At 53.2% G+C, this 25,017-nt stretch carries 18 protein-coding genes; 10 read left to right on the top strand and 8 right to left on the bottom strand.

All coding sequences use genetic code 11. The features are described 5' to 3' along the window. Positions 1–230 precede the first annotated feature (230 nt). The 5 genes from KIH39_RS10750 (at position 231) to KIH39_RS10730 (ending at position 8,228) form a co-directional block, all read left to right on the top strand. A complete protein-coding gene (locus tag KIH39_RS10750; RefSeq protein ID WP_213499326.1) occupies positions 231–584 on the top strand; it encodes a hypothetical protein in 354 nt (117 codons plus the stop codon). Positions 585–865: 281 nt separating this feature from the next. Next, positions 866–2,989, top strand: coding sequence for an efflux RND transporter periplasmic adaptor subunit (locus KIH39_RS10745; RefSeq protein WP_213499325.1), 2,124 nt, complete (start codon positions 866–868; stop codon positions 2,987–2,989). 94 nt (positions 2,990–3,083) lie between these two features. Beyond that, on the top strand, positions 3,084–5,153 hold the full coding sequence (locus KIH39_RS10740; protein ID WP_213499324.1) for an HlyD family efflux transporter periplasmic adaptor subunit: 2,070 nt from the start codon (positions 3,084–3,086) through the stop codon (positions 5,151–5,153). Between the two features lie 98 nt (positions 5,154–5,251). Beyond that, on the top strand, positions 5,252–7,495 hold the full coding sequence (locus KIH39_RS10735; RefSeq protein WP_213499323.1) for a hypothetical protein: 2,244 nt from the start codon (positions 5,252–5,254) through the stop codon (positions 7,493–7,495). Between the two features lie 76 nt (positions 7,496–7,571). Next, positions 7,572–8,228, top strand: a complete 657-nt coding sequence (locus KIH39_RS10730) for an HAD family hydrolase (RefSeq protein WP_213499322.1) — start codon at positions 7,572–7,574, stop codon at positions 8,226–8,228. Between the two features lie 64 nt (positions 8,229–8,292). On the opposite strand, the gene KIH39_RS10725 is transcribed toward KIH39_RS10730, so the two are convergent. From KIH39_RS10725 to tnpC, 5 genes are all read right to left on the bottom strand, one after another. Beyond that, positions 8,293–9,294 (bottom strand): type II toxin-antitoxin system HipA family toxin, encoded by a 1,002-nt coding sequence (locus tag KIH39_RS10725; protein ID WP_213499321.1) that lies wholly within the window; start codon positions 9,292–9,294, stop codon positions 8,293–8,295. Beyond that, a complete protein-coding gene (locus tag KIH39_RS10720) occupies positions 9,291–9,617 on the bottom strand; it encodes a HipA N-terminal domain-containing protein (RefSeq protein WP_213499320.1) in 327 nt (108 codons plus the stop codon). Before KIH39_RS10720 ends, KIH39_RS10725 begins: the two co-directional genes overlap by 4 nt. Beyond that, positions 9,595–9,822 carry a helix-turn-helix domain-containing protein gene (locus KIH39_RS10715; protein WP_213499319.1) on the bottom strand — a complete coding sequence of 76 codons (228 nt, stop codon included), beginning with the start codon at positions 9,820–9,822 and terminating at the stop codon, positions 9,595–9,597. The genes KIH39_RS10720 and KIH39_RS10715 overlap by 23 nt, the downstream gene beginning before the upstream one ends. 196 nt (positions 9,823–10,018) lie before the next feature. Next, entirely contained in the window at positions 10,019–10,441 is a 423-nt protein-coding gene (locus KIH39_RS10710) for a metallophosphoesterase family protein (protein ID WP_246539648.1), read from the bottom strand. A gap of 49 nt (positions 10,442–10,490) precedes the next feature. Beyond that, entirely contained in the window at positions 10,491–11,870 is a 1,380-nt protein-coding gene (gene tnpC, locus KIH39_RS10705) for an IS66 family transposase (RefSeq protein WP_213499318.1), read from the bottom strand. A 588-nt stretch (positions 11,871–12,458) separates the two neighbouring features. Here tnpC and KIH39_RS10700 point away from each other — a divergent pair. Then, positions 12,459–14,657, top strand: coding sequence for a hypothetical protein (locus KIH39_RS10700; protein WP_213499317.1), 2,199 nt, complete (start codon positions 12,459–12,461; stop codon positions 14,655–14,657). Between the two features lies 1 nt (position 14,658). On the opposite strand, the gene KIH39_RS10695 is transcribed toward KIH39_RS10700, so the two are convergent. Both KIH39_RS10695 and KIH39_RS10690 read right to left on the bottom strand, forming a co-directional pair. Beyond that, positions 14,659–16,008 carry an oligosaccharide flippase family protein gene (locus tag KIH39_RS10695; RefSeq protein ID WP_213499316.1) on the bottom strand — a complete coding sequence of 450 codons (1,350 nt, stop codon included), beginning with the start codon at positions 16,006–16,008 and terminating at the stop codon, positions 14,659–14,661. Between the two features lie 37 nt (positions 16,009–16,045). Beyond that, positions 16,046–17,434 (bottom strand): O-antigen ligase family protein, encoded by a 1,389-nt coding sequence (locus tag KIH39_RS10690; protein ID WP_213499315.1) that lies wholly within the window; start codon positions 17,432–17,434, stop codon positions 16,046–16,048. Between the two features lie 446 nt (positions 17,435–17,880). Between KIH39_RS10690 and KIH39_RS10685 the strand changes: the two genes are divergently transcribed. The 4 genes from KIH39_RS10685 (at position 17,881) to KIH39_RS10670 (ending at position 23,983) form a co-directional block, all read left to right on the top strand. Next, complete coding sequence (locus tag KIH39_RS10685) at positions 17,881–18,864, top strand: glycosyltransferase (protein ID WP_246539646.1); 984 nt, start codon at positions 17,881–17,883, stop codon at positions 18,862–18,864. An 8-nt stretch (positions 18,865–18,872) separates the two neighbouring features. Then, positions 18,873–20,993, top strand: coding sequence for an NAD-dependent epimerase/dehydratase family protein (locus KIH39_RS10680; RefSeq protein ID WP_213499314.1), 2,121 nt, complete (start codon positions 18,873–18,875; stop codon positions 20,991–20,993). Next, on the top strand, positions 20,993–22,207 hold the full coding sequence (locus KIH39_RS10675; RefSeq protein ID WP_213499313.1) for a glycosyltransferase family 4 protein: 1,215 nt from the start codon (positions 20,993–20,995) through the stop codon (positions 22,205–22,207). The genes KIH39_RS10680 and KIH39_RS10675 overlap by 1 nt, the downstream gene beginning before the upstream one ends. A 93-nt stretch (positions 22,208–22,300) precedes the next feature. Then, positions 22,301–23,983, top strand: coding sequence for a serine/threonine protein kinase (locus KIH39_RS10670; protein WP_213499312.1), 1,683 nt, complete (start codon positions 22,301–22,303; stop codon positions 23,981–23,983). A gap of 46 nt (positions 23,984–24,029) precedes the next feature. Here KIH39_RS10670 and KIH39_RS10665 read toward each other — a convergent pair whose 3' ends face one another. Beyond that, the gene (locus tag KIH39_RS10665) at positions 24,030–25,001 is read right to left on the bottom strand and encodes a hypothetical protein (RefSeq protein ID WP_213499311.1); all 972 of its coding nucleotides are present in this window, start codon (positions 24,999–25,001) and stop codon (positions 24,030–24,032) included. Positions 25,002–25,017 lie beyond the last annotated feature (16 nt).

The following is a 25,017-nucleotide window of genomic DNA, read 5'->3' as shown; positions in this document are numbered from 1 at the left end:
TGCTGTTATACGCTTGAAAAGGGGTTGAACGCAACAGGATAAGGTTGAGGTTGCTTCTAAAGCTGCCGACCGTTATGGTCCCGCCTGTCAGTGGGGGCCTGACGGCTATTCAGAGCGGCGGGGAAGTTCTTCCATCCCAGTGGACCTGGGGAGCGATTCATTCGAATACTCCCAAGATCGATCCGGGGTAAGTTCGTTTCACCGACCGCAATGATGTGAGGGGGAATTGGATGATTGTAGAACCGATGTATCGTCGCATAATCAATGACGAAGCTCTGACGCGCGGACTGGGGGATATCGAAGCCCGCATGCTCGTGGAGTGGCTCGTTGATTGGGCGGAACTGCTCGAAGAAACAATCCCCGACGTCGGCGACGCCAATCAAAAAATCGGTCAACTGCAGAAAAAAGCCCGAGCGATCAGCAAATTCGTGGTTCTCTGGTCGGATGGTCACTCCAAAGCCGGCGCGCTGCAGCTAGCGGCTACCGAGCGATTCCAATTTCCGATACCGGAAGAAAAATGTGAAGCGGATGAAGCCATGGCGCGAATATTAAAATGGGAAAATGATCATCTGGCTCAGTTCTGAATTTGACTTTTGTAGGATTTATAACGATTTAATACATTTCACCGATTGAATCGCCCGAAATCAACTTAAAGCGATTTAGCCGATCATACCGTCTATCCGATAATGAGGATTGTGCGCCCAGAGGTTGGCACTCTACAGACGTTGGATAAGTCCAATAAAAGGGATTTTTCCGATAAAAACGATTGCATCAGCGCTGGACCTTCCTGATAGAATGGTAGTTCGACTATTTCGTTAATTTTCAGACGAGCGAGGTTGCCTCCGTGGTAAACAAGGTTACTCCCATGTCTTTAGACAACGACGGAATGAAGCGTCTCTCCCGTCAGATAGACACTGCATTCGAAGAAGTTGCCAAGCTTTCGGGTTCCAACCTCCCTCCCACCGATTACTTCGAGACTTTCCTGGCCCGGGTCCTGGCCGGGATCGATGGCTTCGCCGGCGCAGTCTGGATCAAGACGCCGCAAGGCTTCCTTCAGATTCAATGCCAGCAGAATATGGCCAAAGTCGGCCTCGACGATAAACCGCAGGGACGTCAGATTCACAACGAGTTGCTACGGCAGGCCTTCGCGGTGGCCCGGCCCATTATGCTCGAACCTTACGCGGCCATGAGCGCGGAGGATGGCAGCCAGGCTGCGAACCTGACCGATTATGTGGTCATTCTCTCGCCGATCGTATCGGACGAGAATGCCATTGTCGGACTGCTCGAAGTCTGGACCGAACCTTATACCGATAACCGGATTCACGCTACTTTTTACCGCTACATCGAGCAGATGGCCGGTTATGCGTCGAATTACAACCGCAATCACTCGGCCCGAAAAAATACGCAGCAGGAAGAAGTCTGGCAGGGACTCGAGAAATTCACCCAGAAAATCCACAGTTCGCTCTCTCCGGCCGAAGTCGCTTTCCAGATCGCCAATGAAGGCCGACGACTCATCCAATGCGACCGGGTTTCGGTCGGTGTGCAGCATGGCCGCAAAACGACGGTAGAGTGCGTCAGCGGCGCGGATGTCGTCGAAAAATCGAGTACACACGTTCGGTCGATGCGGAAGCTATTCGACAAAGTGATCGAATGGAACGAAACTTTGACCTATCGTGGCCAGCGCGATGAATCGTTGCCGCCTGCTGTTTTGAATGCTCTTGATCGCTATTTAGCCGAGAGCAACTCGAAATTGCTGGTCCTCAAACCGATTCGCGATGAGCGGGAACGGCCCAAGGACAAGGAAAAAGAGAAGCCCTGCCGCTCGGCCATCTTGATGGAATGCTTTGAGCCGCCCGAACGCAGCGAACCACTCATTCAACGCCTGGAAGTGATGGCTCCCCACGCCGCTAGTGCTTTATACAACGCGGCGGAAATGAAGGCCGTTCCTTTGAAGGTGGTCTGGAAACCGGTTTCCTGGGTGCAGAAGGGCGTTGGGGGGAAGACGCGGCTTTACACGATTTTTGGTCTTGCCCTCGCGGCACTCATTACTTGCGCGATGATTTATGTTCCTTACCCGCTGAAAATGGATGCAAAGGGGCAATTGCTGCCCAAGGAACGCCGTTATATCTTCCCGCAAATGGAAGGGCAGGTCCGCGAAATTCGGGTTAAACCGCGCGATGTCGTGCTGCCGAAAACTCCCGTCGCCATTCTGGAATCGAATGAGCTTAAAGCCGATATCATGAAGCTGAAAACGGAAATTGACGGGGCGAAAAACAATATCGACGTGCTGCAGCAGAATGCTTTGGGAGATGACAAAATGACTCCCGATCAAAAGGCGGATCGAGCATCTAAGCTGGAAGAATACCGCACGACCTTGCGGGCCAAGTCGGAAGAACTCAATCAGAAACTGAAATCGACTAACTCGGATATCAATAAACCTGGCGTCATCGTAGTGCAAGCTCCCCAGTTCGAACGAGCACGCGTAGGTAACGGGGCAATCCCCGAATGGCACGTAATTTCCCCCGATCAACGCGAAACCCTGTTGAATCGGCCTCTGAAACCCACGGAACCAATCCTGCGAATCGCGAACACCTCCGGCGCTTGGGAAATCGAACAGAAGATTCCCCAAAAGCACATCGGCCAGATTCTTCGTGCGTTCCAGACCAAGGATCCGAACGAGTACTTGAATGTGGACGTGATGCTCTCGAGCCAGACCACCGTGAAGTATGCGGGACGGCTCTATCGCAAGGATATCACGAGCGAAGCCGTTGCGAATAAGGATGATCACAACGAATCCGAGCCGGTGGTCACGGCAATCGTCACTGTGAACGATCCGGAAATGCCTCTCGATGAACACATTCAACAGGGTTTGTTGCTAACGGGCCTGGAAGTGAAAACCAATATCCGTTGCGGCAATCACTCTCTGGGCTATTCGCTGTTTTACGGCGTGTTCGACTTCCTGCACGAACACGTAATTTTCTGGTTGTAAAAATTATGACTTCCCTGGAGCGGCCACGAGTTGCTCCGGTTTATTTCACGTATAGCGCTGGCTGGGTTAGCTTAAACTTATTCTCCGAGGTATCATGAATATGCGAAGATTTTTACCGCTGCTAGGAGTGGGCTTGCTGGCCCTGACCGCTTGCGATCCGGTAACCATCAAGTCCGATGCGGTGAACATCGGTAACGGTCTTTCTTCGGCCAATACGAATGTGACCTCCAACCAGCCAAGTACCCCGGTGGAGATCGGCAACCTGCTTTATCCCAAAGCGGTAGCCTTCGATAAAGCGGATATCAAGACGGGTGTTATCAAAGCCGATCCGATTCTGGTCCCCCAGGGACACATTGTTCTGCCCGCGAAGCAGGATGTGCCGAGCGAACTCGAAGGGACGATCCGTTGGATCGGGCGTCCCTTGCGTCCGGGCGAACAGAAGCCTTCAGATCCCTTCGAATATTTGGATGTGAAAGATCCTTATACCCAAGAAGGTCAACCTGCGAAAATTTATACCTATATCCGCCTGCGAGTGAACGATTACGTTGAGAAGGACAAGCCCGTCGCTTTACTCGAGGATAAGATGTCCATCTTAAATGTTCTTTCCGCATTACGAGCTATGGATGTTGCGGTTGCCGATGAAAAATCCGCAAGGAAACAAGTGGAGTATTATGATCTCGAATACAGATCCAATTTGAAAGCCAATAAAGAAGGTAAGGCCGCAGTTCCCGATATCGAAGTTGCGAAGAGTAAAGCTCAAGTCACGGTTGCGGAATCCCAGGCGGAGTCTAAGAAGGCTGCTTTGGGTAAATCCAAAGTGGAATTTGATACGGCCCAGGAGAAGCTGTCGCGACACACGATTTCGCCCGCACTCAGTGGACGAGTCCAATCAATCAATAAACAGGCTGGAGATGCCATCAAGGCCGGCGAAACCATTCTGCAAATCCAGGATACTAAGCACCTTCAAATCGAAGGGGCCGTCGACGTTCAGAACTTGGGCTTAATCCAGGACGGTATGGCCGTCACGATTCAGCCCTCCCGTAAGACGGGCAAATACTTGACGATGCCTCGAACCAGTAGCCGGCCAATCACGGCTATCGCGACGACCCGACTCGGGCCGGATCATCTGGTCTTCGTCGCCAGCGAAGATGGCTCGGTTCACATGTGGGATTTGAAATCCATCAAAGCTTCTTTCAAGCATAAGGAACCGGTTCGTACACTCGCCTGCACCCTTCCCAGCGTGGCGAAACAGTTCATCGTCACCGGTTGCGATGATGGTAAAGCTCGACTCTGGTACATCGGTACCCCCAAGTCGGAAGCCAAAGAATTCGATGGTCACCATGTGGGCGGGGTTCTCGCTTGTGCGATCTCTCCCGATGGCAAATATTGCGTGACGTCGGATGAACGGGACATTTATCTGTGGGAAACCGCGACGGGGAAGAAACTCTACAAGTTTGAAGAACGCAAACACGTCCAACCAGTAGTTAAGCTGGCGTTTCTGCCCCAGGGCCGTGTGGTTTCCGTGGGTAAGGACAATGATGCCGCCTGCGTCTGGAAGATGGGAGACAAGAATGCCACGGTGGAAAGAAGCTTCGACCACCGCGGCGGTGAAGTTTCCAATCTTGGTGTCAGCGACGATGGGAATCGCATGCTGATCGACCAGGATCCCACCCGATTGAATATCGTGACCTTGGGAGATGGTGTGACTGAAAGCACCTTGCAATCTCCTTCCGAAAGCAACAAGTTCGCCGGTCTGGCCCTGTTGTCACCCAAGCTGAACGAAAAAGGCGATCGCGTCATCGTCACCACCGGTTCGACCGAGGGGAGCCTGCAGGTCTGGAAAACTCCGACCGGGGGCGGGAAGAGTGCCGAACTGGAAAACCTCATCTGCGATGACAACGCTCAGGCCACCGCCGCGGCATTCTCGACCGTCGGGGTGGGGGGATTCATTGTTGCGGGTACCAAGAAGGGATCGGTTTATCTCTGGAAACTGCCCGATACCGAAGAATTGACGCACGTTTATAAAGGGGTGATTCCCAAAAAAGGTTCCCAGGTGGAACCGAACGGCAAAACGGTGAGGATCATCGCCGAGTTGGAAAATCCGACCGAAGAACGCTGGCAGCTCTTACCGGGCGATACGGCGACCGTGATCATCCAGCCCTGATTTCATCGAAAGTATCAAGTTTAGCCCGCGCCGCAATGCGGTTGCGGGCTCTGCCTCAGTAGATCAGGGATGGCCGACGGAACTCGGGAAGAAATTTGATGGATACCACATATGTGCCAGATGCCGAACGCCGCAAGCAGGTGCGCCTGTGCGTCCGGGCCGATCTGGTTCATAGCCGACAACGCTACGAAGGCAAAATCTACCACGTCGTTAAAGATCCGGTCGGTCTGAAATACTATCGATTCAACGATCAGGAATATTACGTTTTCCAGCTCCTGGACGGAAAACGGACGCTGGAAGATGTGCGGACCAATTTCGAAACGGAATTTCGTCCGCACCGACTGACGCTGGAAGATCTGGAACAGTTCGCTCGACAACTCGTGACCAGTGGTCTGGTCAATCACGAATCGGCCCTGGCCGGTCGGCATCTGTTTCAGAAGCGGCGGAAGAATCGGCTCACCAAGAAGCTGATGGGCATCACGAATATCCTCTACATCAAGCTGCCCGTCTTCGATCCGGATCGCATTCTCAACGTCCTGTACAAAAACCTCTCCTGGATTTTCACCAAATGGTTCCTGGTCGTCAGCATTGCCTACATGCTGGCCGCGATCGCCCTGATCACCATGAAGTGGTCAATTTTCTGGGATAAATTGCCGGCTCAGAACGAGTTCTTCAACGCCAAGACCGTCGTTTACATGTGGATCTCGCTGGGGATCGTCAAGGTCATCCACGAGTTCGGGCACGGCCTGAGCTGTAAGGCTTTCGGGGGCGAATGTCACGAAATGGGCGCACTATTAATGTGCTTTTCGCCCGCGCTCTATTGCAACGTGACCGATTCCTGGACGCTGGCGGATAAATGGAAACGCATCATCATCAGCTTCGCCGGAATCTATGTGGAGTTGATCATCGCGGCCACCTCGACCTTCGTCTGGTGGTACACGCCGATGTGGCCCTTCGTCAACAATCTGGCTTTGTCGTTGATGACGCTCTGCAGTATCAGCACTTTCGTCTTCAATGCCAATCCCCTGATGCGGTTCGACGGCTATTACATCCTGGCGGACTGGCTGGAAGTGCCGAATCTTCGCGAGCGTTCCAATCGCTATCTGATGAACGCTTTCAACGAGACCTGTCTGGGTATCGAAGTGCCCCCCGAACCCTACATGGCCCCCAGCCGAAAAGTGCTGTTCGTTACTTATGCTGTCACCAGCTACATCTACCGTTGGATCGTGACATTTAGCATCATCTGGTTTTTGTCCGGATGGTTAAAACCGTACAAACTGCAATCGTTAAGTTTAATTCTGGCCTTCGCCGCGGTGGCGACCATGATTTTCTGGCCGATGTTCCGGGTTGCAAAAAATATTCGTCAGCGAGGGAGGTTACCCGACATGAAACGCAAACGAGTGGCCGTCACGCTGCTGGTCTGTGCATCGCTTTTGGCAGGTTTGTTCCTGGTGCCGTTGCCCGTCAGCCGCATTCGGGAGAAGGGGCTGATTCAGTTCCAGGAAGATGCGCTGATACCGGTCTATCCGGCCGATTCGGGCTTTCTGCAACGGGTCGCGGTGTTCGATGGTCAGCGCGTGCTGAAGGGGCAGCTGCTGGCCGAGTTCACCAATCCGAAAATGGAAGAGGATTATCTGATTTCCGAAGCGCAGGCCAGCGTCTATCACGATCGCTTGAACGCCTTGAAATCGGCTCCGGTCAAGAAAACTCCCGACTCGCAAAATGCCTATTCGCAGTGGAATTCCAATCTCACTCAATCGACGAACGATGAGAAGAAATATCGCGATCAGGCCCGGGTTCTGAAGGAACAACTTGGCGCACTCAATGCGATCAAAGCCCCGCGCGATGGTGTGGTGATGGGGATTCCGCATCAAGACGAATATCTGAAGATGTGGGAGAGGTCGGATCAGAAGGCCCTCTGCAAGATTGGCGATCCTTCGAAATTGCGAATTCTGGTTCCGGTCGGCCCGCTCGATTATCAGCTGCTGGCCGAGCATTTGCAGAAGTACCACGAACTCGAGGTTTCCATCCGCGTGGCCGGCCGAGCCGATCGGATCATGAAAGGGGTCATAACCCATCTTCCGGAGGCTCCCGCAAAGGATGTACCGGTGGGTCTGACGAGTAAGGGAGGCGGCAGTCTGGCCATCAAGCCGACGAGCCAGCAGAACCAGATTGAACCACTGGTTCAGACTTATCTCGTCGATGTGAAACTCCTCGATCCCGATGAAGCCGTCGTGCCGGGCACTTTGGCGACGGTGAAAATTCACACGGCCTGGAAGACCGGGGCGTGGTATATCTGGCGAAATATCGCTACCGCGCTGGATGTGGGTCTGTTGCGATAATAGCGCTGTCGAACTATTTCTGGAGAGACGACTTTCCCATCGGAAGCGTCTCTCTTTTCATTCCTAGAATGGCATCATGAATCCCTATCGTTGTGTCCTATTTGATTTCGATGGCACTTTGGCGGATAGTTACGCCGCCATCACCGCCAGCGTCAATCACGTGCTGCACTATCGCGGCAAACCGGAGTTGCCGGAATCGATCGTGCGGACCAAGGTCGGTTTCGGCCTCCAACAGTTGATGAAGGACCTGCTCCCGGATAGTGATCCGGAGGAAAACGCCGTGATTTATCGGCAACATCATCCCTCGGTGATGTTCTCGCATACCCGATTGTTACCGGGAGCGATCGAACTCCTTCAGAGATTGAAAGAGGAGGGCATTCCATCCGGAGTCTGCAGCAACAAACCGCAGGCGATTACCCGCCAGCTGGTTAACTCGCTGAACGTTGCCGAATTTTTCTCGGTGGTGATGGGACCGGAAGATGTTCCGCATCCTAAACCCGCCCCGGATATGCTACTCGCGGCCATGCATCGGTTGTCAAAAGAGAAGTCGGAAACACTTTTCGTCGGCGATATGACCATTGATCTGGAAACGGCTCGGGCCGCCGGTGTGGAAGTCTGGTTGGTTGCCACCGGCTCGCACGATTGGGATACGCTCGAAAAAGCGCATCCCGACCGGTTACTGAACGATTTAAACTCGGTCCGCCATCATCTTTTCCCGGTGTTGTTGGCGTAAAACCCAACGTGAGGAATTTGGAAGGTTCTCGTCTCTCGAAGGTGACTTAAAACAACTGTGGCCTTCAACCTTTTTGCGATCTGGCCAAGGAATAGCCAATCGCATTCGCTGCGGCGGTCACATGCTCTCTGTACAAAGTCTTGCAATCGGCAGGAAGTTGCGACTTATCTATGAACTCAAAAACCTCTCCGATCCGGTCGGTCGATTTCTTGAGGATTCTCTGGTAGCGACCTTCGACTAAATTCAGCCTTCGAGCAAACTCGACGAAGTCATCGTGTGCATAAAAGCCATTCGCCTTGAAACTATCTGTTTCGTAATTTTCCTTGAAAAGATCCAGGGCCGTTCGGGATTCCAAGGGAACGTGCAATCGCGTGTTGAGAAGGTCGTAAGCGGGAGAAAGCCGATATTCGCCGGTATTCTCATCGCGCATCAGCGAAAAATTCTTCGCATGAGCATCTCCGTTATTCACCAGATAATTGAAAACTACCAGAGTGAAAAATCGCTCGAGATCTAAGGCGTGCACGGCCACGTACTGCCGTATGAGTTCACCAATCTCTTCGTATGAGAAGTCGTACTTGTAGTTTTGCCCGCGGTTCTCTTCGGATAAGTTGCCGATCTGGGCGAAATCTTCTTTCAGGCTTCTCCGACCGTCGGCTTGCACGTCGAATCGGCGCACGAGATAGGCAGGCTGCCCATCCTCGAATTGAACCAGCGTGTTATCGGCCACATCAATATCGAATATTTGTCGGGCAAGCTGCATGGTTAAGTGTTCGTTTAGCGGTGTCACTTCCAATCTTTGGAATTGCCCCAGAGGGATGGGTTTCAGAATATATTGTCCCCCGGATTCCACCATCTTAAGTTGCGTGCCTTCCAGCACCAGTGACATTTTGGTCTGAATGCCGGATATCGACATTCTCTCGGGTGTGACTTTTAACTTGGCCTCATTGTAAGCCGGTCGGGAGAAGGGAAGTATGTGCGAGACTTTTTTCCCGTTGAAGAGACGTTTCCTGCAACTTGTGCAGAAGGTGTTGTGGCCCGACTTGAAGCACGACGGGCAACCGTTCATGGAATCTCCTTCACGGTGACTCCGCTGGTGGTTTCCGCTTCGCAGGTTTTCAGAAGACGAGCGAAGTGGTCTTTATCATCGATTCGGAGTGATCGGCACTGCAGAGCTTTTTCCTCTCCTTCAGCCAGCAGACCGTAGAAAAACGGGAAAAGGAAGTTCGATTTGAACGCCGATTTCTGTTTCGGGAAATTCAGGCTGATAGGCGGGTACTCCCGGCTGTCCTGAGCGAGATAATCGGAGAGGTACTGAAAGTGGTATCCCGTAGAGTCCTTGGAAAGAACCCCCGCGAGGATGCCTCTACTATAGACGTGAGCTTGCTGCATGGTTCGTTCCCTCGCTGAGGTGGAAAGCTAATCCGAGGACATCGGCGATTTTGACCAACTGTTTGAGGGTGGGATTCGCAGTTCCTTTTTCCAGGGCTGTAAGCCCCCGGAGTGTGACGCCAGCTAGCTCTGCTACATCCCGTTGTCGCAGCTTGAGGTATTTTCTGCGCGAGCGGAATTGCACACCGATTTCCTGAGGCGACATCGTAAACTCCGGCGCATTACAATGCGCTTTTTGATCAAGAACCTTTGAGAATCAACCTATTAAATCCAATATGCGCACTAAAGTGCGTTTTATTCCATTATTCCTGAAAACCAGAGCATAATCAAGCAAAGAGTGCATTATAATGCGCTTTTAGCGCTGTAAACCAAAGAATAAATATGGCGAAATCCGGATAATTTCACTCTGATAACGGTAGAAACTTGACTTCGTCGGTCTCCAAATCGACGAGAGCGACCGTGTATTGATCAGTGCGGTGTAATGCACCCTGATTGATTCGTCTCCCATTTCGCAACATCTTGTCGCTAGGAAAGTGATCGTGTCCAGAGAATAGAAAATCGGGCTTCCGATCAAGCAGCCGTCGCAGGTCCCAACTCATATGTCCGTGAACGATTCCGAGACGCTTTCCACCCAGCTCAATCAGGCCACCCCAACCGAGGCAAACTGGGCCGAATTCCATGGCCGCTCGCTGGAGTTGCGGGACTTCATCGGCATCGTGATTCCCGAACACAAACCAGCACGGGAGGACCGAAAGAACTTCCACGATGGAGCCACTCGATAAATCGCCGCAGTGTATGAGCGACTCCGCACCTTGATCTCGCAATAGCCGTAGGGCGTTCTTGGTCCTTGCTAGCTCGTTATGTGGTACCCCTTCACGCCCCGGCCAGGAGTGAGCGGGGCGTTTTGTTGTTGAAGTGAGCCTGGACAGCCTCTTTGATAAATGCGAGGCAGTTGCGTTTTTGCTGTCGGCAGGTTTCGATGACCGTGAGCATTCTCTCGAGGAAACGGCTTCCGGCAGCGGATTGCGTGCCGAAGCAGATTTTTCGCCAAATGACGAACGGCCGCAAGGCCCGCTCGGCCGCGTTGTTGGTCGGTTCGACTCCCTCCACTTCGACGAACGTCCAAAGTCGAGTGCGGTACTTCCAGAGTTCGGCGCACAGGCCTCGCGTTTTCCGGTCGCATTTTCCTCGAAGGAGTAAGGCTTCGATTTGCGAGCGAATCGGAACCATCCGCTTTTGGAATTCCGGGCGTTCCAGGCTCCCGTCTCGAATGCGTTTCCAGAGTTCGAACATCGCTCGAGTTTGCCGTTGCAAGTCCCGGCCCAACCGCTTCGACACAGAACAAGGCCGGTCGATCAGGCTCTGGAAGTCGCGGATCAGATGGGCCCAGCACCATTGCAGGCGTCCGAAAGCCCAGTACATTTTGGCCCGGTCGCAGTTCAAGATGCCCGAGTACGCTGGGCCGAGAAATTCGCGAACTACTTCGGCCTTGCGACTGGTCCGACAGGCGAACAGAGTGAATCGGGGAGCGACAAAAGTCCAGGTCCAAGCCTTGATCGGACCTTCTTTGGTGGGAGATTCGTCGCCCTGAACCACCGCTTGCCCAGGCAAGGCCTGCTGTAATTCCCGGTACGGCTGCTGTAAAGCTTCGGACGCCCGGTTCTGAAGTTTGACCATCCAGGCGGCGGAAGCTTCCTGACCCAGGATCTGTTCCAGAAACAGAGCGCAGCGTCGCTTGGAGAGTCGGAAACAGACCATTAAAAGAGACGACAAAGCGATCAATCGAGGTCCGGCCGCTCCGGAAGGAACGCCCGCCGGCAATTCGCCGCAGGTCGTCTTGCCGCAGGAACAAGGCAGCCGATGCAGTTGATATTCGGTGATCGAAGGCTGGATTTCGGGAATCTCCCACACTTGATGCCGCAGGGGTTGGGGGTCAGTTCCGCTCAACGCTTCGCCGCACCGACGGCATTCGGTCGGCTTGCAGGAGATCATTTCGATACAGCGATCGACCGATACCAAAGAGCGTTCGTGCTTGGTATGTCCCGGTTGACCGCCCGCTTTCCGCTTGGCCTTCTTAAGCGCTTGCTTCGAAAGCTTGGCGTGGGGATGTTGCGTCGAAGGCGGCTTCGAAGAATTGCCCGGATTTCGCGCCAACTGCTCTTTCAGTTTGGCAACCTCGGCCAAAAGCAAACGAATGATCGCCTGAGCTTCGGCGGGTTGGCGAGCGATCAATTCTTCAGTTACGATATCCATGACCAGAGTATGGCAAAAACTCCGCTAAAGCGCAAGAGCAAGTCGCTACGACTGGACAGACTGTGAATTGATACCGTTATGTGTATCTGACAGAATTCCTAAGCGCATTGAGTTTCACCACTCGAGTATCACTGGGTCATAAGCTCTAAAGGCAGAGAGTCCGATCTCGAATCTGACCAGCTCCGAAGTCGGAGTCGTTTCGTGTCAATCTTCTTGAGGATACCGCCGCGGTTCCACTCGGGAGTTACAGCCTTGGAGTATTTTTATCACTCTCCGCAAAGTGGCGCTCCCAGCGCGTTCCCCGAATGTGATACCGCTGAAAGAGCCAAATAATAGCGATTTTTCCAACGGGGGATTTCGGTCAGTAAACTCGGGCAAAACCGTTAAATTCGGCCAAATCCCTAGCTTGGAAAAATCACAGGCTTTGGGTTGCGAACATTAAATAGAAGACACCGATTGTGCAGCTTGGGCAATTTGAAGTATACTTGAACTGCTCTTCTAGCAAGTAGGGTGTTTCGGATAAAATATCGCGACTCTTCAGATTCTGAGGAGTGTTACCCTCATAGACGGCTAACCATTGGATTGACTATGCCTTCTGAATTACCGATTGCCACCACCGGTTCGACGACCACTCAGGTTGCCGCACGGCTCAACGGGTGGAGCAACTACCGGGTCAATACGCAGACTGTCTACGTCAACAATGCGCAAGCCGCCACTTCCGCGGAAGTCCAGCCCTCCTTCCTCCAGATCTTGATGCGTCTGGTCCTGAAACGGCAAAAGCTGTTCATCGCCTGGTGCGTGGTGTCGGCTGCCCTCGCGGCTGCTGTGATTGTCGCGTTTGGTAAACCGGTCTGGCGGGCCGAAGGGAAGCTGCGGCATGAACCGAGCTATCGCAAAGTGTTTCGTTCGTTGACTACTCCCGCGAATATCCAGAGCGTTCTTCAAATGATGAAAGATCCGGATATGTTGGAGCAGGTCCACTCTGATCTGCACCTGCCCGGAACACCCGCCGGTCTGAAGAATCTCGTCAAAACGGAAGTCCTGAAATCCAATGAGGAACTCACCGTTACCGTTGACAACCCAAACAAAGACGAAGCGCTGGCGATCTCCAACCGCATGATGGAAATCGCTGTTTTGAAAAACGAAAAGCAGAGATTGGCGGAACTGGAGCAGGCTCTGGGAGCGAAGCAAAGAGAGAAAGATCGAGTCACTCAGGAACGCCGTGAGCTGATGTTGCGATATAATGCGGAACTGCGGAAAAACAATGTGAACGGCGATCTGAAATTGAAAATTGAGGATGTGGACAAAGAGAAATCGGGCGCGAAAACAAAACTCGATGACAATCAGAGAATCTTGGAAAGCCTTCCCCAACAAATTAAAGAGATCGAAAGTAGTATCGAGCGACTTACTGAACAAGCCAAAAACTCCCCCCAGCAACGGCAGGCGATCCAGCAAATTGAAGCGCTCATCGCGGAAAAACGAGCACTTCTTGAGATCAACAAAGTTAGATTGATTAGTGCGACGCAAGATTTGGAAACTCTTAAAAAGTTGCCAAAAGGTGCAGTACCTCTCAGTGAATTTCGTGCTGCCGAAAAAGAATTTACAGAAGCAGATAATACGGTTAAATTTACCAAACAGTTGTTGGATCGATTGGAAAAAGACCGCGAAAAGCAGTTGGATCTCACAGACAATAACGTGCTTGCAAATCCGAGAGCGGAACTGTTAAGACTGAAAAACCAGCAGAAAACGCTTCAGGATAACGAGATTCCCGGCCTGAAGAAAAAGATCGATGAATTTCAAAGGGAGTCCGATAGGCTCAATAAACTCAAAGACACTCTATTCCCCTTGGAATCGGAGATCGAAACCAAGCAGCGAACCATAGATGATCTGGAGAAACTCATCTCGGAAAACCAGAATCTCAAAGATCCTTCCTCCCAGGAACTGAAAATCGCCAAGGCCGCCGATGTCGGCAAACAGCCCGTTTCCTCGAACTATCCCAAGCTGGCCGCCGGGGTCTTCGCGGCCATGATGCTGCTTTTCCTGGGGTTTGTGGTGGCCAAAGATCTGCCTCGTTACTCGCTCAGCGGTGAAGTCACAGCTCGTCGGCTCAGCCTTCCCGTGCTGGCCAATTACGACGAAGCCGCCCCCAATATGGCAATCTTCGATGGCTCTGCACCGGTCTCGACCGCGGTTCGTTCGCTGGCTGAGCAATTGCGGATTCGCTTCCCGGAGCGCGGATCGATTATCCTCTTCACACCTTCAGTCCCTACGCTGAAAATCGAATCCCTGGTTGGAGACTTGGCCTGTTTCGTCTCCCAAACCGCCGGCAAAGTGCTGGTATTCGATTCCCGACCGTTGTTGAACGCCAACAGCATTCCCGCCTGGATCGGTCACGACGGAATTGAAGTCGGACAGAGAGTCGAAGATTTCCTGGAAGGTAAGACCGATAAGCCGGCGACCTGCTTCGCCCCCACCCAGGTATCCAAGGTCGAATATTCGCGAGCTCAACTCAGCAGCTACGTGAACAACATGATCGGCATGTACCGCTTCCACCGACTCGTGGAAGAAATGCGGGAACGCTTCGCCATGATTCTTCTGATCGCACCTGCAGTGAATCCGGAACTGGGCGATGAGAACTATCTGCAGAGTCTGGTGGACGGCTCAATTCTAGTTCTGGATGGCCAGGAAAACCCGGTTCGCACTCACAACTATGTGGATATGCTGCGAGCCAGCGATGCCCCTCTGATGGGGTCGATTGTGTTCGAACGTCGGTCGGGCGGCTGGTAAGTTACATTTCCAAGAAGACCAGGGCCGTGAATCCCGCGGCCGCGTACCCGAAGGTGATCAGAAAAGATTTCATATCCATGTACTTGCGATGATTGAAAATCAGATTCTGAGACAGAGTGAGTACGAAGGTCGAAATACACACCGAGTAGGCAATTCCCAGCGTCCCGTAGAACTTGGCAAGCGGGAAAATGGTGACTACTTGCACGAAGAGCGCCAGGTAGTAACACCGCGTTGCCAGGTAAATTTCTCCCTGGATCATGAACAGCTGATAGTGGACCTGCCCCAGAATTCGAAACATCACCCGACAGACCAGAACGGCAAATAATATCCCCAGCCCGGCCGCCCGATAGTTGGAGCCGTACACTTTCACGACCATGGGCGCGGCCATAATCCCGATCGCTAATAAAGGCATCAGAAACATCGCGATGCGGTTACAAGTTCGGGTGTGAAACTCGACCTGTTGCTGAAAAGAGCCGACCTTCACCAGCGTGCTGAAATAGACGTCGGTGGCCTTGCCCATCAATCTTTCAATGGCTTCCATCAGCGTGTATGCAAGAAGGTAGGGGGCCATTTTTTCGGCGGAAGTGAACACGGGACCGACCAGTCGATCGACGTAGATCCACAGACCCATCACCAGAGTGTTTACGAAAACCTGATTGCCGATGTGAGCCAATTCTTTGGCGGCTGCTTTATCCCAGGTTGGTCGAGGAGGTCGCTCGCACCACGCATAGCTGAGTGCGACAAAAGCGGCTTCCCCGAGCAGGATGCCGATCACAACCGCCCAGACGTTATGGAAGAGGTAGGCGAAGGTCAGTGTGCCAATGGTGCCGACAATGGTCTGTCCGAATTCCATAGCCGCCCAGGTACCGAAACGCAGCTGTTTGTGCAGCAGAATCGACATCGGGTTAGCGCAAGCATGCAGAATCGGACGTACTGCCAGAGCCACCTCGACCAGGAAAAACAAACGTTTATTGTAATCGGTGTAGAATTGGGGCAAAAGCAATCCCATCCCGATCATTAATCCCGCCATCACGAAGCTGCGGATGATCAGAATGGTCCAGGCCGTAGCTACATAAGCGGAGTTTTCGCCGTCGGCGTGACGGGTGAGGGCGGGGCGCAGGCCGATATCGGAAAAAAGCTCGACCAGGATGGATACCGACATGGCTATGCCGAAGAAGCCGTAGGTATCCATGTTGAGCAGACGGGTCAGCAGCAGACTGCTGCCGAAGCGGATGAAGATCGCCGCGATCTGACCCAGTGCAGTCCAGCCAACGCCGAATAAGCCCGCTTGTTTTTCCTTGGATAAATTTCCAAAGCGGGCTGAGCCTATCTTTCCTAGAGCTTTCAGCATTTTTTTAAAAATCTCTTATCCTGCGAGAAGATTAAAGTTAAGCTCCAGGAGAGTCAGAGCGCACTTTCGATTCGTGTAATTCTAAGCGGAAGGCGTGCAGGCGCCCAGCAATGCCGGCGCTAAATAACCACATCCATCCATAATCGGGTTCTAAAGACACGCCTTTGAGCATCATAGTGGTTCCGACAAATGATCCCAGCATGGCCCCGCAAAAAGCCGCGTGTGGCGTGTCGTTAGCCCAGGCCTCCCGGAATAGATAAATCGCGATACAAACCGCAAAACAGAGGAAAATCGTCACTCCCACCGGTCCGAATCTCAGAAGGTAGACCAGGTAATGGTCGTCGATGGATTTAAATCTTTCGTCGCGGTCGTTATCCACCGGCATGCTTTCGAGCATCGAACCGTACCCGAGCAAAGGCACGTTTTTAACTTCATCCTCATAAACCATTTGCAAAAGGTCGCGATGCAGGGTCCCGGAATATGGATACTCCAGCCCTTTATGTTTGATCACATCGGAACTTTTATCTGGTTCATCGACAAATTTAGATAGAGCCTCCAGTATATCTTCCCGGAACAAGTAGCCGGTTCCACCTGCAACCAGCACCATTCCGATTAGAATTCCCCGCCAGCGAGGATTTCTAAAAATAAAGGCAGTAATCAGCGTCAGCACCGCGGCTAACTGGGCAGCTCGGGAAACGGTGCCAATGATGGCGACAATTGCCAGCGCGGGGCTGAAGCGCCACCAATAGGCCCCTAGATTTTTTTTCGATTGGCTATAGGCTTCGAGGAGCCACGGCAGCAGCATGGTGAGCATGAGGCCCAGGTAAATCGGATGATTCAAGTTGCCCTGGGCTCGCTTGAGGCCCCAGCGAAAACCTTCCGAGGTTTCCAACAATTCCCAGCGCTTTCCGATGATCAGGTTCACGACGTTAATTTTGGTGATGGATTCGATGATGGCGTACACCGAAAGGATGGCCGCGGGGATGCAGACAGCGGGGAGCATCCGTTGCAGATCGCCGGGAGAACGCAGGCAGAGCCGGCCGACGAGGTAGGGAAGGCCAAAATCCCGCAATTGCTCTAGCGGCGTCAGCGGAACGAGGTTTTCCTGCGAAAACTCCGTGATCGCCTGACTGGCGATCAAGATAATGATCCAGGCATCGCCCCAGATCCAGCGGATTCGCGGTCCCGAACTCCAGGGTTGTATTAAAAACCCGGTCAGCACCGCGAGACTGGCGGCGGATCGCAAATCCATTCGCAACGAACCCCAACCCGACCAGACGTAGCAGGGGAAGAGAAGCAGCACCGACATCCAGGGCAGCCACCAACCTTCTGAGAATCCGCGGGCGCGAATCTGGTTCAGAATGTATAGGAAAACCGGGATGATCAGAAGACTGACCAGAATGGGATACGTATTTGTCGGCTGCATGAACTCAAATCTCGTAAAGCATTCTGCTTATTGAACGTTAGAACTCACTTCGCTTCAAGAGGAACTGTCTGTGAAGAACGCTGGAAGGCTTTGCGGCTTGTATTGATTGGCCATAAAAAAGACGTAAAATTCACACTCCTAACGTCAGGAATGAAAATTACAGGGATGAGTTAGGAATTCGGCGAAATTATCCCCGCTTGGGATGCGCAGGCGGTTTAGGCTGCCTGGGAGATTGAGGGGATTCGGGAGAAAGGCAGGGATGTTCCATCACCGCGGAACTGATCCTGGACATCGATTCCGAAAATCCTGTGCTATCTATTATTACCCTCTCCGCGGTGGCGTCGCTCGCAATCCTAAATAGTATGTGGCTGCTCACTTAGCATGCGTGGTGTGTCTCAAAATCGAAGAATGAACGATAAGACTTTTTCGGCACAGGATTCGAAATAGTGCAAACCGTGGGAATGGTGGTGATCGGTCGCAATGAAGGAGAGCGTTTGAGACTCTGTCTCGAATCGCTGCGCCCCGATCTGTATCCGATCATCTATGTGGATTCGGGATCAACCGACTCCAGCGTCAGTTTAGCCCGGAGCTTGAACGTCGAAGTCGTCGATCTGGATATGACGGTCTCTTTCACGGCGGCCCGCGCTCGCAATGCGGGATTCCAAAAACTCCTCGAAAAGCATCCCGATCTCACTTATGTACAATTTGTCGATGGCGACTGTGAAGTACTGCCGGGATGGCTTGAACGAGCTCTCGAAAAGATTCAGGAAGATCCGAAAAACGCCGTGGTGTGCGGCCGCCGACGCGAACGCTTTCCGGAGAAAACGGTTTACAACCGACTCTGCGACATCGAGTGGAATACGCCAGTGGGACAAGCCCGCTCCTGTGGGGGCGATGCCTTAATGCGCGTGGCCGCGCTGAAGGAAGTGGGCGGATATAATCCCAGCGTGATCGCGGCCGAGGATGATGAAGTCTGCGTACGAATTCGACAGGCAGGTTGGAAGATCTGGCGAATCGATGCGGACATGACCCTGCACGATGCCGCGATGACGCGTTTCGGTCAGTGGTGGAAGCGGGCCACCCGTTGCGGGTACGCCTATGCTCAAGGGGCCTTTCTCCACGGGGCGCCACCGGAAAAGCACTTCACCCGGGAACGCCGTCGTTTAATTGTCTGGGGCTTCGTTCTCCCGGCGCTTATACTCGCATTGCTTTGGCCCACCGGAGGCTGGTCCCTGCTGGGGCTTTTGCTCTATCCATTGCAGGCTCTCCGTATCTCCCGACGACCGGGACAGGCCAAAATTCCGCTCAAACAAAGTCTGGTCTATGGCGTTTCTTGCGTCGGCGCCAAGGTTCCCGAATTCCTTGGTTTGGCGCGTTTTTATTCCCATCGCCTGTTCCGTAAACAGGGCCGGATCATCGAATACAAATAGGAGTTGGCGTGGGCTCACCGCGATTAAAAGTTGGACTGCTGGGTGCGGGCTATATCTCCGACTGGCACGCCAAGGCGCTAAAAGGGATTCGCAAGAAGGCCGAACTCGTTTCGGTGTGCGATCTCAATCGCGCCCGGGCGGAGGATTTCGGCCGCCGGCATGGGGTCGAACCCTTCTGGAACCTCGACGACTGGCTGCAGAAAAACAAGCCGGAAGTCGTACATGTTCTGGTTCCTCCCGAGCATCACTTCGAGGCAGCGAAAAAACTTCTCGAGGCCGACGTTAGCGTTCTGCTGGAGAAGCCCGCCTGCGTCAGCGTGGACCAGTGCGACCAGCTACTCGAGGTTGCCAAGAAATCGAAGGGAAAAATCGGCGTCAGCCATAACTTTCTTTTTTCACCGGTTTACGAACGCCTGCGTAACGACCTGAAAGAGCATAAACTGGGACCGATTCTCGAAGTCGACATCGTCTGGAATAAAGAGCTGGGTCAATTGCGCGGCGGACCCTTCGGCGCTTTTATGTTCAAGCATCCCGGCAACATCATGCTGGAAGTCGGGCCGCACTCGATTGGACATTTCATCGATCTGTTTGGCGAACCGGATGATATCGATGTGGAATTCGATCGACCCTTCGAACTTCCCAACGGCAGTATCTTCTATCGCCGTTGGTTGATTCGAGCCAACAAAGGCCCTGCCAAAACTCTGCTGCGTTTCGGGCTCGGCCAAGGCTTCCCGGAGCATCGGATTCACGTCCGCGGGCTGGTCGGCACCGCAACCGTCGATTTCGAAGCCAACACCTATGTCGTTCGTAGGAATAATCCACTTCCCGACGATTTCGATCGGTACGCCATCACCCAGCAGGAAGCTGCCCAGTTGCGCCGGCATTCGCGTGGTAAATTGATTCGTTACGGGCTCTCCAAATTCAAGCTGAGCAAGCGCGGCAACGATTTCGGGGCCAGCATTCTGGCTAGCATGAAGCATTTCTATCGGGCTCTGCCGAATGAACCCGAAAAGCGGCTGAATCTGGAATTTGCCCGTAGCGTGGTGGCCTGGGGTCAGAAAATTGGTTCGGCCGCTCCGGAAGGTCGAACGGCTCCGCCTGTGAGCACTGTCCCAAAGCCTTCCAAAACTTCTACCGTTCTGGTGCTGGGCGGCACCGGATTCATCGGCCAAGCTCTGCTCCGAAAACTCGTGGCGGAAGGCAAGGGCGTCCGGTTGTTAGCCCGAGACACCCAAAATCTGCCTCGCTCGATCGCGCAGCTGGACATGGAAGTGGTTCGCGGAGACGTCGGTTCCGTCGACAGCCTCAAAATGGCGATTCAAGGTATCGACATCGTTTACCATTTGGCTCGAGCGCACGTCAAAAGCTGGGAAGATTACCTGAAACATGAAGTGGATGCGACTCGGCACGTGGGCGAGATTTGCCTGCAGATGGGTGTGAAAAAACTTTTATACACGGGAACCATCGATAGTTACTTTACCGCCAAACCGAACGATGTCATTCGCGACGAGACACCTCTCGATCCTCTGATTGAAACGCGAAACCTTTATGCCCGCGCGAAAGCCATCTCGGAATCGATCCTGCTGGAGATGCATCGGAATAAAGGTCTGCCTTTAGCCATATTTCGGCCCGGAGTGGTGATCGGGTCCGGTGGTAGCCCCTTCCATTGGGGGATCGGTATGTGGAACGGCATGTCAGTCTGTCGGGTCTGGGGCAAAGGCGACACTAAACTGCCGCTGGTGCTAGTCGAAGATGTAGCCGATGCCCTGGTAACGGCCGGTAACAACGAAGCCGCGATCGGGAAAATCTTCAACCTGGTTGGCGATCCTTTACTGACGGCCCGCGAGTATCTGGAAGCTCTGCAAGGGGCGTCCGGCGTGAAGTGCGATATTCGCTATACCTCGGCCTGGAAGTTTCTCCGCGGCGACTTGCTGAAGTACGTTGTGAAAGTTGCCGTACAGCATCCGGAACGAAAAGTTCCCAGCCTCCGGGATTGGGACACTCGCGCCCACCGGGCTCGCTTCGAGTGCACGAATGCCAAAACAATTCTCGGCTGGAAACCGGTTCACGACAAGCAGCGTCTGATCGAAGAAGGAATCACAATCCCCGCAAGAGAGTGGCTGGCCTGATGCATATCGCTTATCTGACTAATCAGTACCCGCACGTTCGACATACCTTCATCCGGCGGGAAATCGTGGCCCTCGAGAATCTGGGAGTCCAGGTTTCCCGATTTTCCATACGCGATTCGGGCGGCGATGCTGTCGATCCGGCGGATAAGGCCGAGAAAGAAAAAACCACTGCTCTGCTCGCGGCCGGTAAGGGAAAACTGCTCACGGTGGGGATCAAGACCTTCTTCAAAAGTCCCCTTCGATTCCTCAAAGCTTTGACGATGGCTACCAAATATGGCCGGCGTTCTGATCGGGGCGTTTTTCGGCACTGGTACTACCTCGCGGAAGCTTGCCTGCTTCGAGAAGAGCTTCAAAAGCTTGGCTGCGATCACCTGCATGTGCACTTTGCCACCAACCCGGCGGTGGTGGCCCAACTCTGCGAAGTTCTGGGTGGCCCGAAGTACAGCATCACCGTTCACGGTCCGGAAGAGTGGGATCGGCCCGAGGCGATTTCACTGAAAGAAAAATACGAAGGGGCGGCTTTCGTGGTTTCAGTCAGCGATTTCGGTCGCTGCCAGGTCTACCGCTGGACGAATCTGGAATTCTGGCCGCGCGTCCATGTGGTTCGTTGTGGTGTCGATGAAGCCTATTTGAATGAAGCCCCGAAACCGGTCCCCGATACAAATCGGCTCGTTCTGGTGGCGGGACTGACCGAGCAGAAAGGCCACTTGATGCTCATTCAGGCACTGCAGAAAGTGAATGAAGCAGGGCAGGCTTTCGAGATGGTATTTGTGGGAGACGGGCATCTCAGGCCGATTCTGGAACGTGAAGTTCAAACCCGTGGCTTATCGGGCAAAATCACCTTTGCCGGTTGGCAATCCAATTCCCAGGTGCGCGAGCATCTGGCTAAAAGCCGAGCCTTAATCATGCCCAGCTTCGCGGAAAATCTTCCTGTGGCGATGATGGAAGCCCTCTCCGTCGGTCGTCCGGTGCTGGGCACTTATATCGCCGGGGTACCGGAATTGGTGGAAAATGGTGTCACCGGTTGGGTCGTCCCGGCGGGAAATATTGATTTGACGGCCGCGGCAATTATTAAAATTCTGCAGACTCCGGTCGCAAATCTCAGTGAAATGGGCAAGTCCGGGGCGGAAAAAGTCGCTCGCATGCACGATGCCCGGGTGGAAGCCGCGAAGATGAAGGAACTATTTAGCCGCGTGCTATCCGACCAAAAGTAAGATATTATTCTGTAAGAGTAATTATGTCGGTTATGCAAGACTGAATAGATACTTACGCCCTTTTTTTTAAACTCGCGCTTCCGGAGCAGTCGCATGGCGGATTCGTCGGACAAAACCGAATCTGAAAATAAACCGGATGGCTCGTCGATGGATCTGATCGGCAAGACGCTGGGGGAGTTTGAAATCTCCCGAAGGCTCGGGGCCGGGGGCATGGGAGAGGTCTATCTCGCCCGTCAGAAAAGCCTCAAAAGAGACGTCGCGATCAAAGTTCTTCGGCCTGACTTGGCGGCGAATGAGACGGCCTTAAAACGCTTTCAGGCCGAAGCCGAAGCCGTCGCTCGACTCAATCATCCTAACATCGTCCAAGTTTATGCCATCGGCGAAGAGAATGGGCTCAACTACATGGCCCTCGAATACGTGGATGGCAAGAACCTCCGCGAGTATCTTTCCCGTAAGGGAACGCCCGATCTGCCCCAGGCGATCAACTTGATGAAGCAGATCGCTTCGGCCCTCTCTCGCGCCTCCGAAATGGGATTTGTCCACCGCGATATCAAGCCGGAAAACATTCTGCTCGGCCGCAAAGGGGAAGTGAAAATCGCTGACTTCGGTTTGTCGCGCTGCTTCGCCGACGAGGAGCAAGTGAATATCACGCGCACGGGGACTACGATGGGTACCCCGCTCTACATGAGCCCCGAACAGGTGCAGGGCAAAACGGTCGATCCGCGCAGCGACATCTACTCATTTGGGGTCACGAGCTATCACATGCTGAAAGGGGAGCCTCCTTTTCGTGGGGCAACTGCCTTCGAAGTGGCTCTGCAGCACGTGCAGAACGAAGCTCCTTCTCTCGCTGAAGCCCGCCCGGATCTTCCCCGGGAACTCTGTGCGATCGTCCACAAGATGATTGCCAAGAAGCCGGAAGATCGCTATCAAACCGCCCGGGAGATCATCCGAGAGTTGAATCGAATTCGCGAAGGGATGCCCCAGTCCAGCCCTTTAGTCGGGAATTCCAACTCCACTCAACCTGTTTATTCTGGTGCGACGCAGGTGGTGACGAGTCCGGCCGGAGGGATGGATATCGAACTCGTTCCGGTTTCCTCCAGACCTCGCTGGCTCTATCCACTGGCGGGCTTGGTCGCCGCGACGGGGCTGGGATTCGCTTTGAATATGGTTTTCGCCAAAACTCCGGTGACGGTTGTCGAAAAAGAGACGCCCATTGTCTTGGAACCGGCAGTTTCCGCAAACCAAAAGCGGATTGAGGAACTTCAGGCTCACATCGAAGACAAATCCTTGAAACTGGAAGTGGTGATCGATGATATGCTGGAATTGATTTTCTGTATGACCCGGGAAAAGCAGTTCGATCAGGCCATGAAGTTTTTCGAGGATGCCGAGTTGAGAAAACGGAGTTCGTTTACATCCGATTCCGGTTCACACTATAGAGTGCCTAAAAATCAACTCATCAAGCTGCTTTCCCGACTGGGCAAGGGAATCATCCTGTCTCTGAAGGACGAATCGAAAGCCTCTCTCAAGGAGTTTAGTGAGGCTATGAAAATTGACTTTCCGCCCAAGGCCCTGTTGAAAAACGACGGGCCGAGCCCGATGGCGACCTTTCTGAAAGAGAATCAGATTTGGAAGAAAGCCGTTGCGGATGCCCTGGAGCGCGATGTAATCAATTTGCCGCCGACCGAACGCAATATTGATCCTAAATTCGATGCTTACCGCTCTTATCTGCCTCGGATGAGTATTACAAATCCCGCTCCGGCCAACAAGAAGCAATAAAAAAGCGACCCCGTAAGGAGTCGCCTTTTTGAGTTCTCAAGAAAGCTTATTTCTTGGGAGCCACTTTCTCGATGATCTCTTCCTTCAGCGAACCGCTGATCACAGCGGCCTTATCCTTCTTTTCCACGGCAATCGTCTTGACGAAGTCCAGAAGAGGCTTCAGTTCGGGAGGCAGGTTGCCGCCCAACAAAGGAGCCAGACCTTTCACCTGATCCACCATCGGATTCAGGAAAGTCACCAACTCATCGGCGGAAGCAGTGTCGGCTGCGCCTAAAGCGATCGACAGATTGACATCATTGGTGAGGATGATGCCGAGATTGAAGTCGACGATTTTGGCCACGATCTTCTTCTTGTCATCGTCCAGAGGAGGAATTGGAGCTTTGGCCAGCAGTTCTTTCATGTTTGCCGAGATGGTAATGACTGCTTTGCTGTCGGCCTTAGCCACAGCGTCCGCCAAAGCCTTACCGACTCCGTTACCCTTCGCAGCGATGGCATCGGCAACGAATTCTTTTTTGGAACCGAGGACAACCTGCTTATCGCTGACGACCGACAGGAACATCGGCTCGCCGCCCGGAGATCCGGGGAGTTGGAACACGGTCTTGCCACCGACTTCGCTGGATTCCAGTTTTTCTTTTTTCTTGGTGGCTTCCGCTTTGATCATTTCGTTGATTTTGGAAGCATTGAAGTTGCCATCGACCACGACGGTGACGGACGGCTTGTTGGGGTCTTTCATCCCGACGCCGACGGTCATCTTTTCGAGATCCTTCATCGGATCGATACCGACGGTTTCCATAGCCTTCTTGGCTTCGGCATTGCTGTTCAGTGCGGCCTTCAAGTGTTCGAGAGCATACTTCTTAATGACCGGAGAGTCGATCATTTCCTTCATCTTAACGGTAATCACCAGGTCGGTGTCCGGCTGAAGGAGTTTCAAGGAGTCCTGAGCTTTCGCGGCAGGAGCCCCGTAAAATGCCAGCGCGGCGACCGCAAACCACGCTTTTCGTACCGAAAATTTCCGCATAATCTTCCTTTCGAAG

It is taken from the genome of Telmatocola sphagniphila (genome assembly GCF_018398935.1).
Lineage (GTDB): Bacteria > Planctomycetota > Planctomycetia > Gemmatales > Gemmataceae > Telmatocola > Telmatocola sphagniphila.
This window is presented reverse-complemented; position numbering and strand designations above follow the sequence as displayed.

Coding starts and splice junctions, on each gene's coding strand:
- KIH39_RS10750 (WP_213499326.1), top strand. CDS start 231: ATGATTGTAGAACCGATGTATCGTCGCATAATCAATGACGAAGCTCTG.
- KIH39_RS10745 (WP_213499325.1), top strand. CDS start 866: ATGTCTTTAGACAACGACGGAATGAAGCGTCTCTCCCGTCAGATAGAC.
- KIH39_RS10740 (WP_213499324.1), top strand. CDS start 3,084: ATGAATATGCGAAGATTTTTACCGCTGCTAGGAGTGGGCTTGCTGGCC.
- KIH39_RS10735 (WP_213499323.1), top strand. CDS start 5,252: ATGGATACCACATATGTGCCAGATGCCGAACGCCGCAAGCAGGTGCGC.
- KIH39_RS10730 (WP_213499322.1), top strand. CDS start 7,572: ATGAATCCCTATCGTTGTGTCCTATTTGATTTCGATGGCACTTTGGCG.
- KIH39_RS10725 (WP_213499321.1), bottom strand. CDS start 9,294: ATGAACGGTTGCCCGTCGTGCTTCAAGTCGGGCCACAACACCTTCTGC.
- KIH39_RS10720 (WP_213499320.1), bottom strand. CDS start 9,617: ATGCAGCAAGCTCACGTCTATAGTAGAGGCATCCTCGCGGGGGTTCTT.
- KIH39_RS10715 (WP_213499319.1), bottom strand. CDS start 9,822: ATGTCGCCTCAGGAAATCGGTGTGCAATTCCGCTCGCGCAGAAAATAC.
- tnpC (WP_213499318.1), bottom strand. CDS start 11,870: ATGGATATCGTAACTGAAGAATTGATCGCTCGCCAACCCGCCGAAGCT.
- KIH39_RS10700 (WP_213499317.1), top strand. CDS start 12,459: ATGCCTTCTGAATTACCGATTGCCACCACCGGTTCGACGACCACTCAG.
- KIH39_RS10695 (WP_213499316.1), bottom strand. CDS start 16,008: ATGCTGAAAGCTCTAGGAAAGATAGGCTCAGCCCGCTTTGGAAATTTA.
- KIH39_RS10690 (WP_213499315.1), bottom strand. CDS start 17,434: ATGCAGCCGACAAATACGTATCCCATTCTGGTCAGTCTTCTGATCATC.
- KIH39_RS10675 (WP_213499313.1), top strand. CDS start 20,993: ATGCATATCGCTTATCTGACTAATCAGTACCCGCACGTTCGACATACC.
- KIH39_RS10670 (WP_213499312.1), top strand. CDS start 22,301: ATGGCGGATTCGTCGGACAAAACCGAATCTGAAAATAAACCGGATGGC.
- KIH39_RS10665 (WP_213499311.1), bottom strand. CDS start 25,001: ATGCGGAAATTTTCGGTACGAAAAGCGTGGTTTGCGGTCGCCGCGCTG.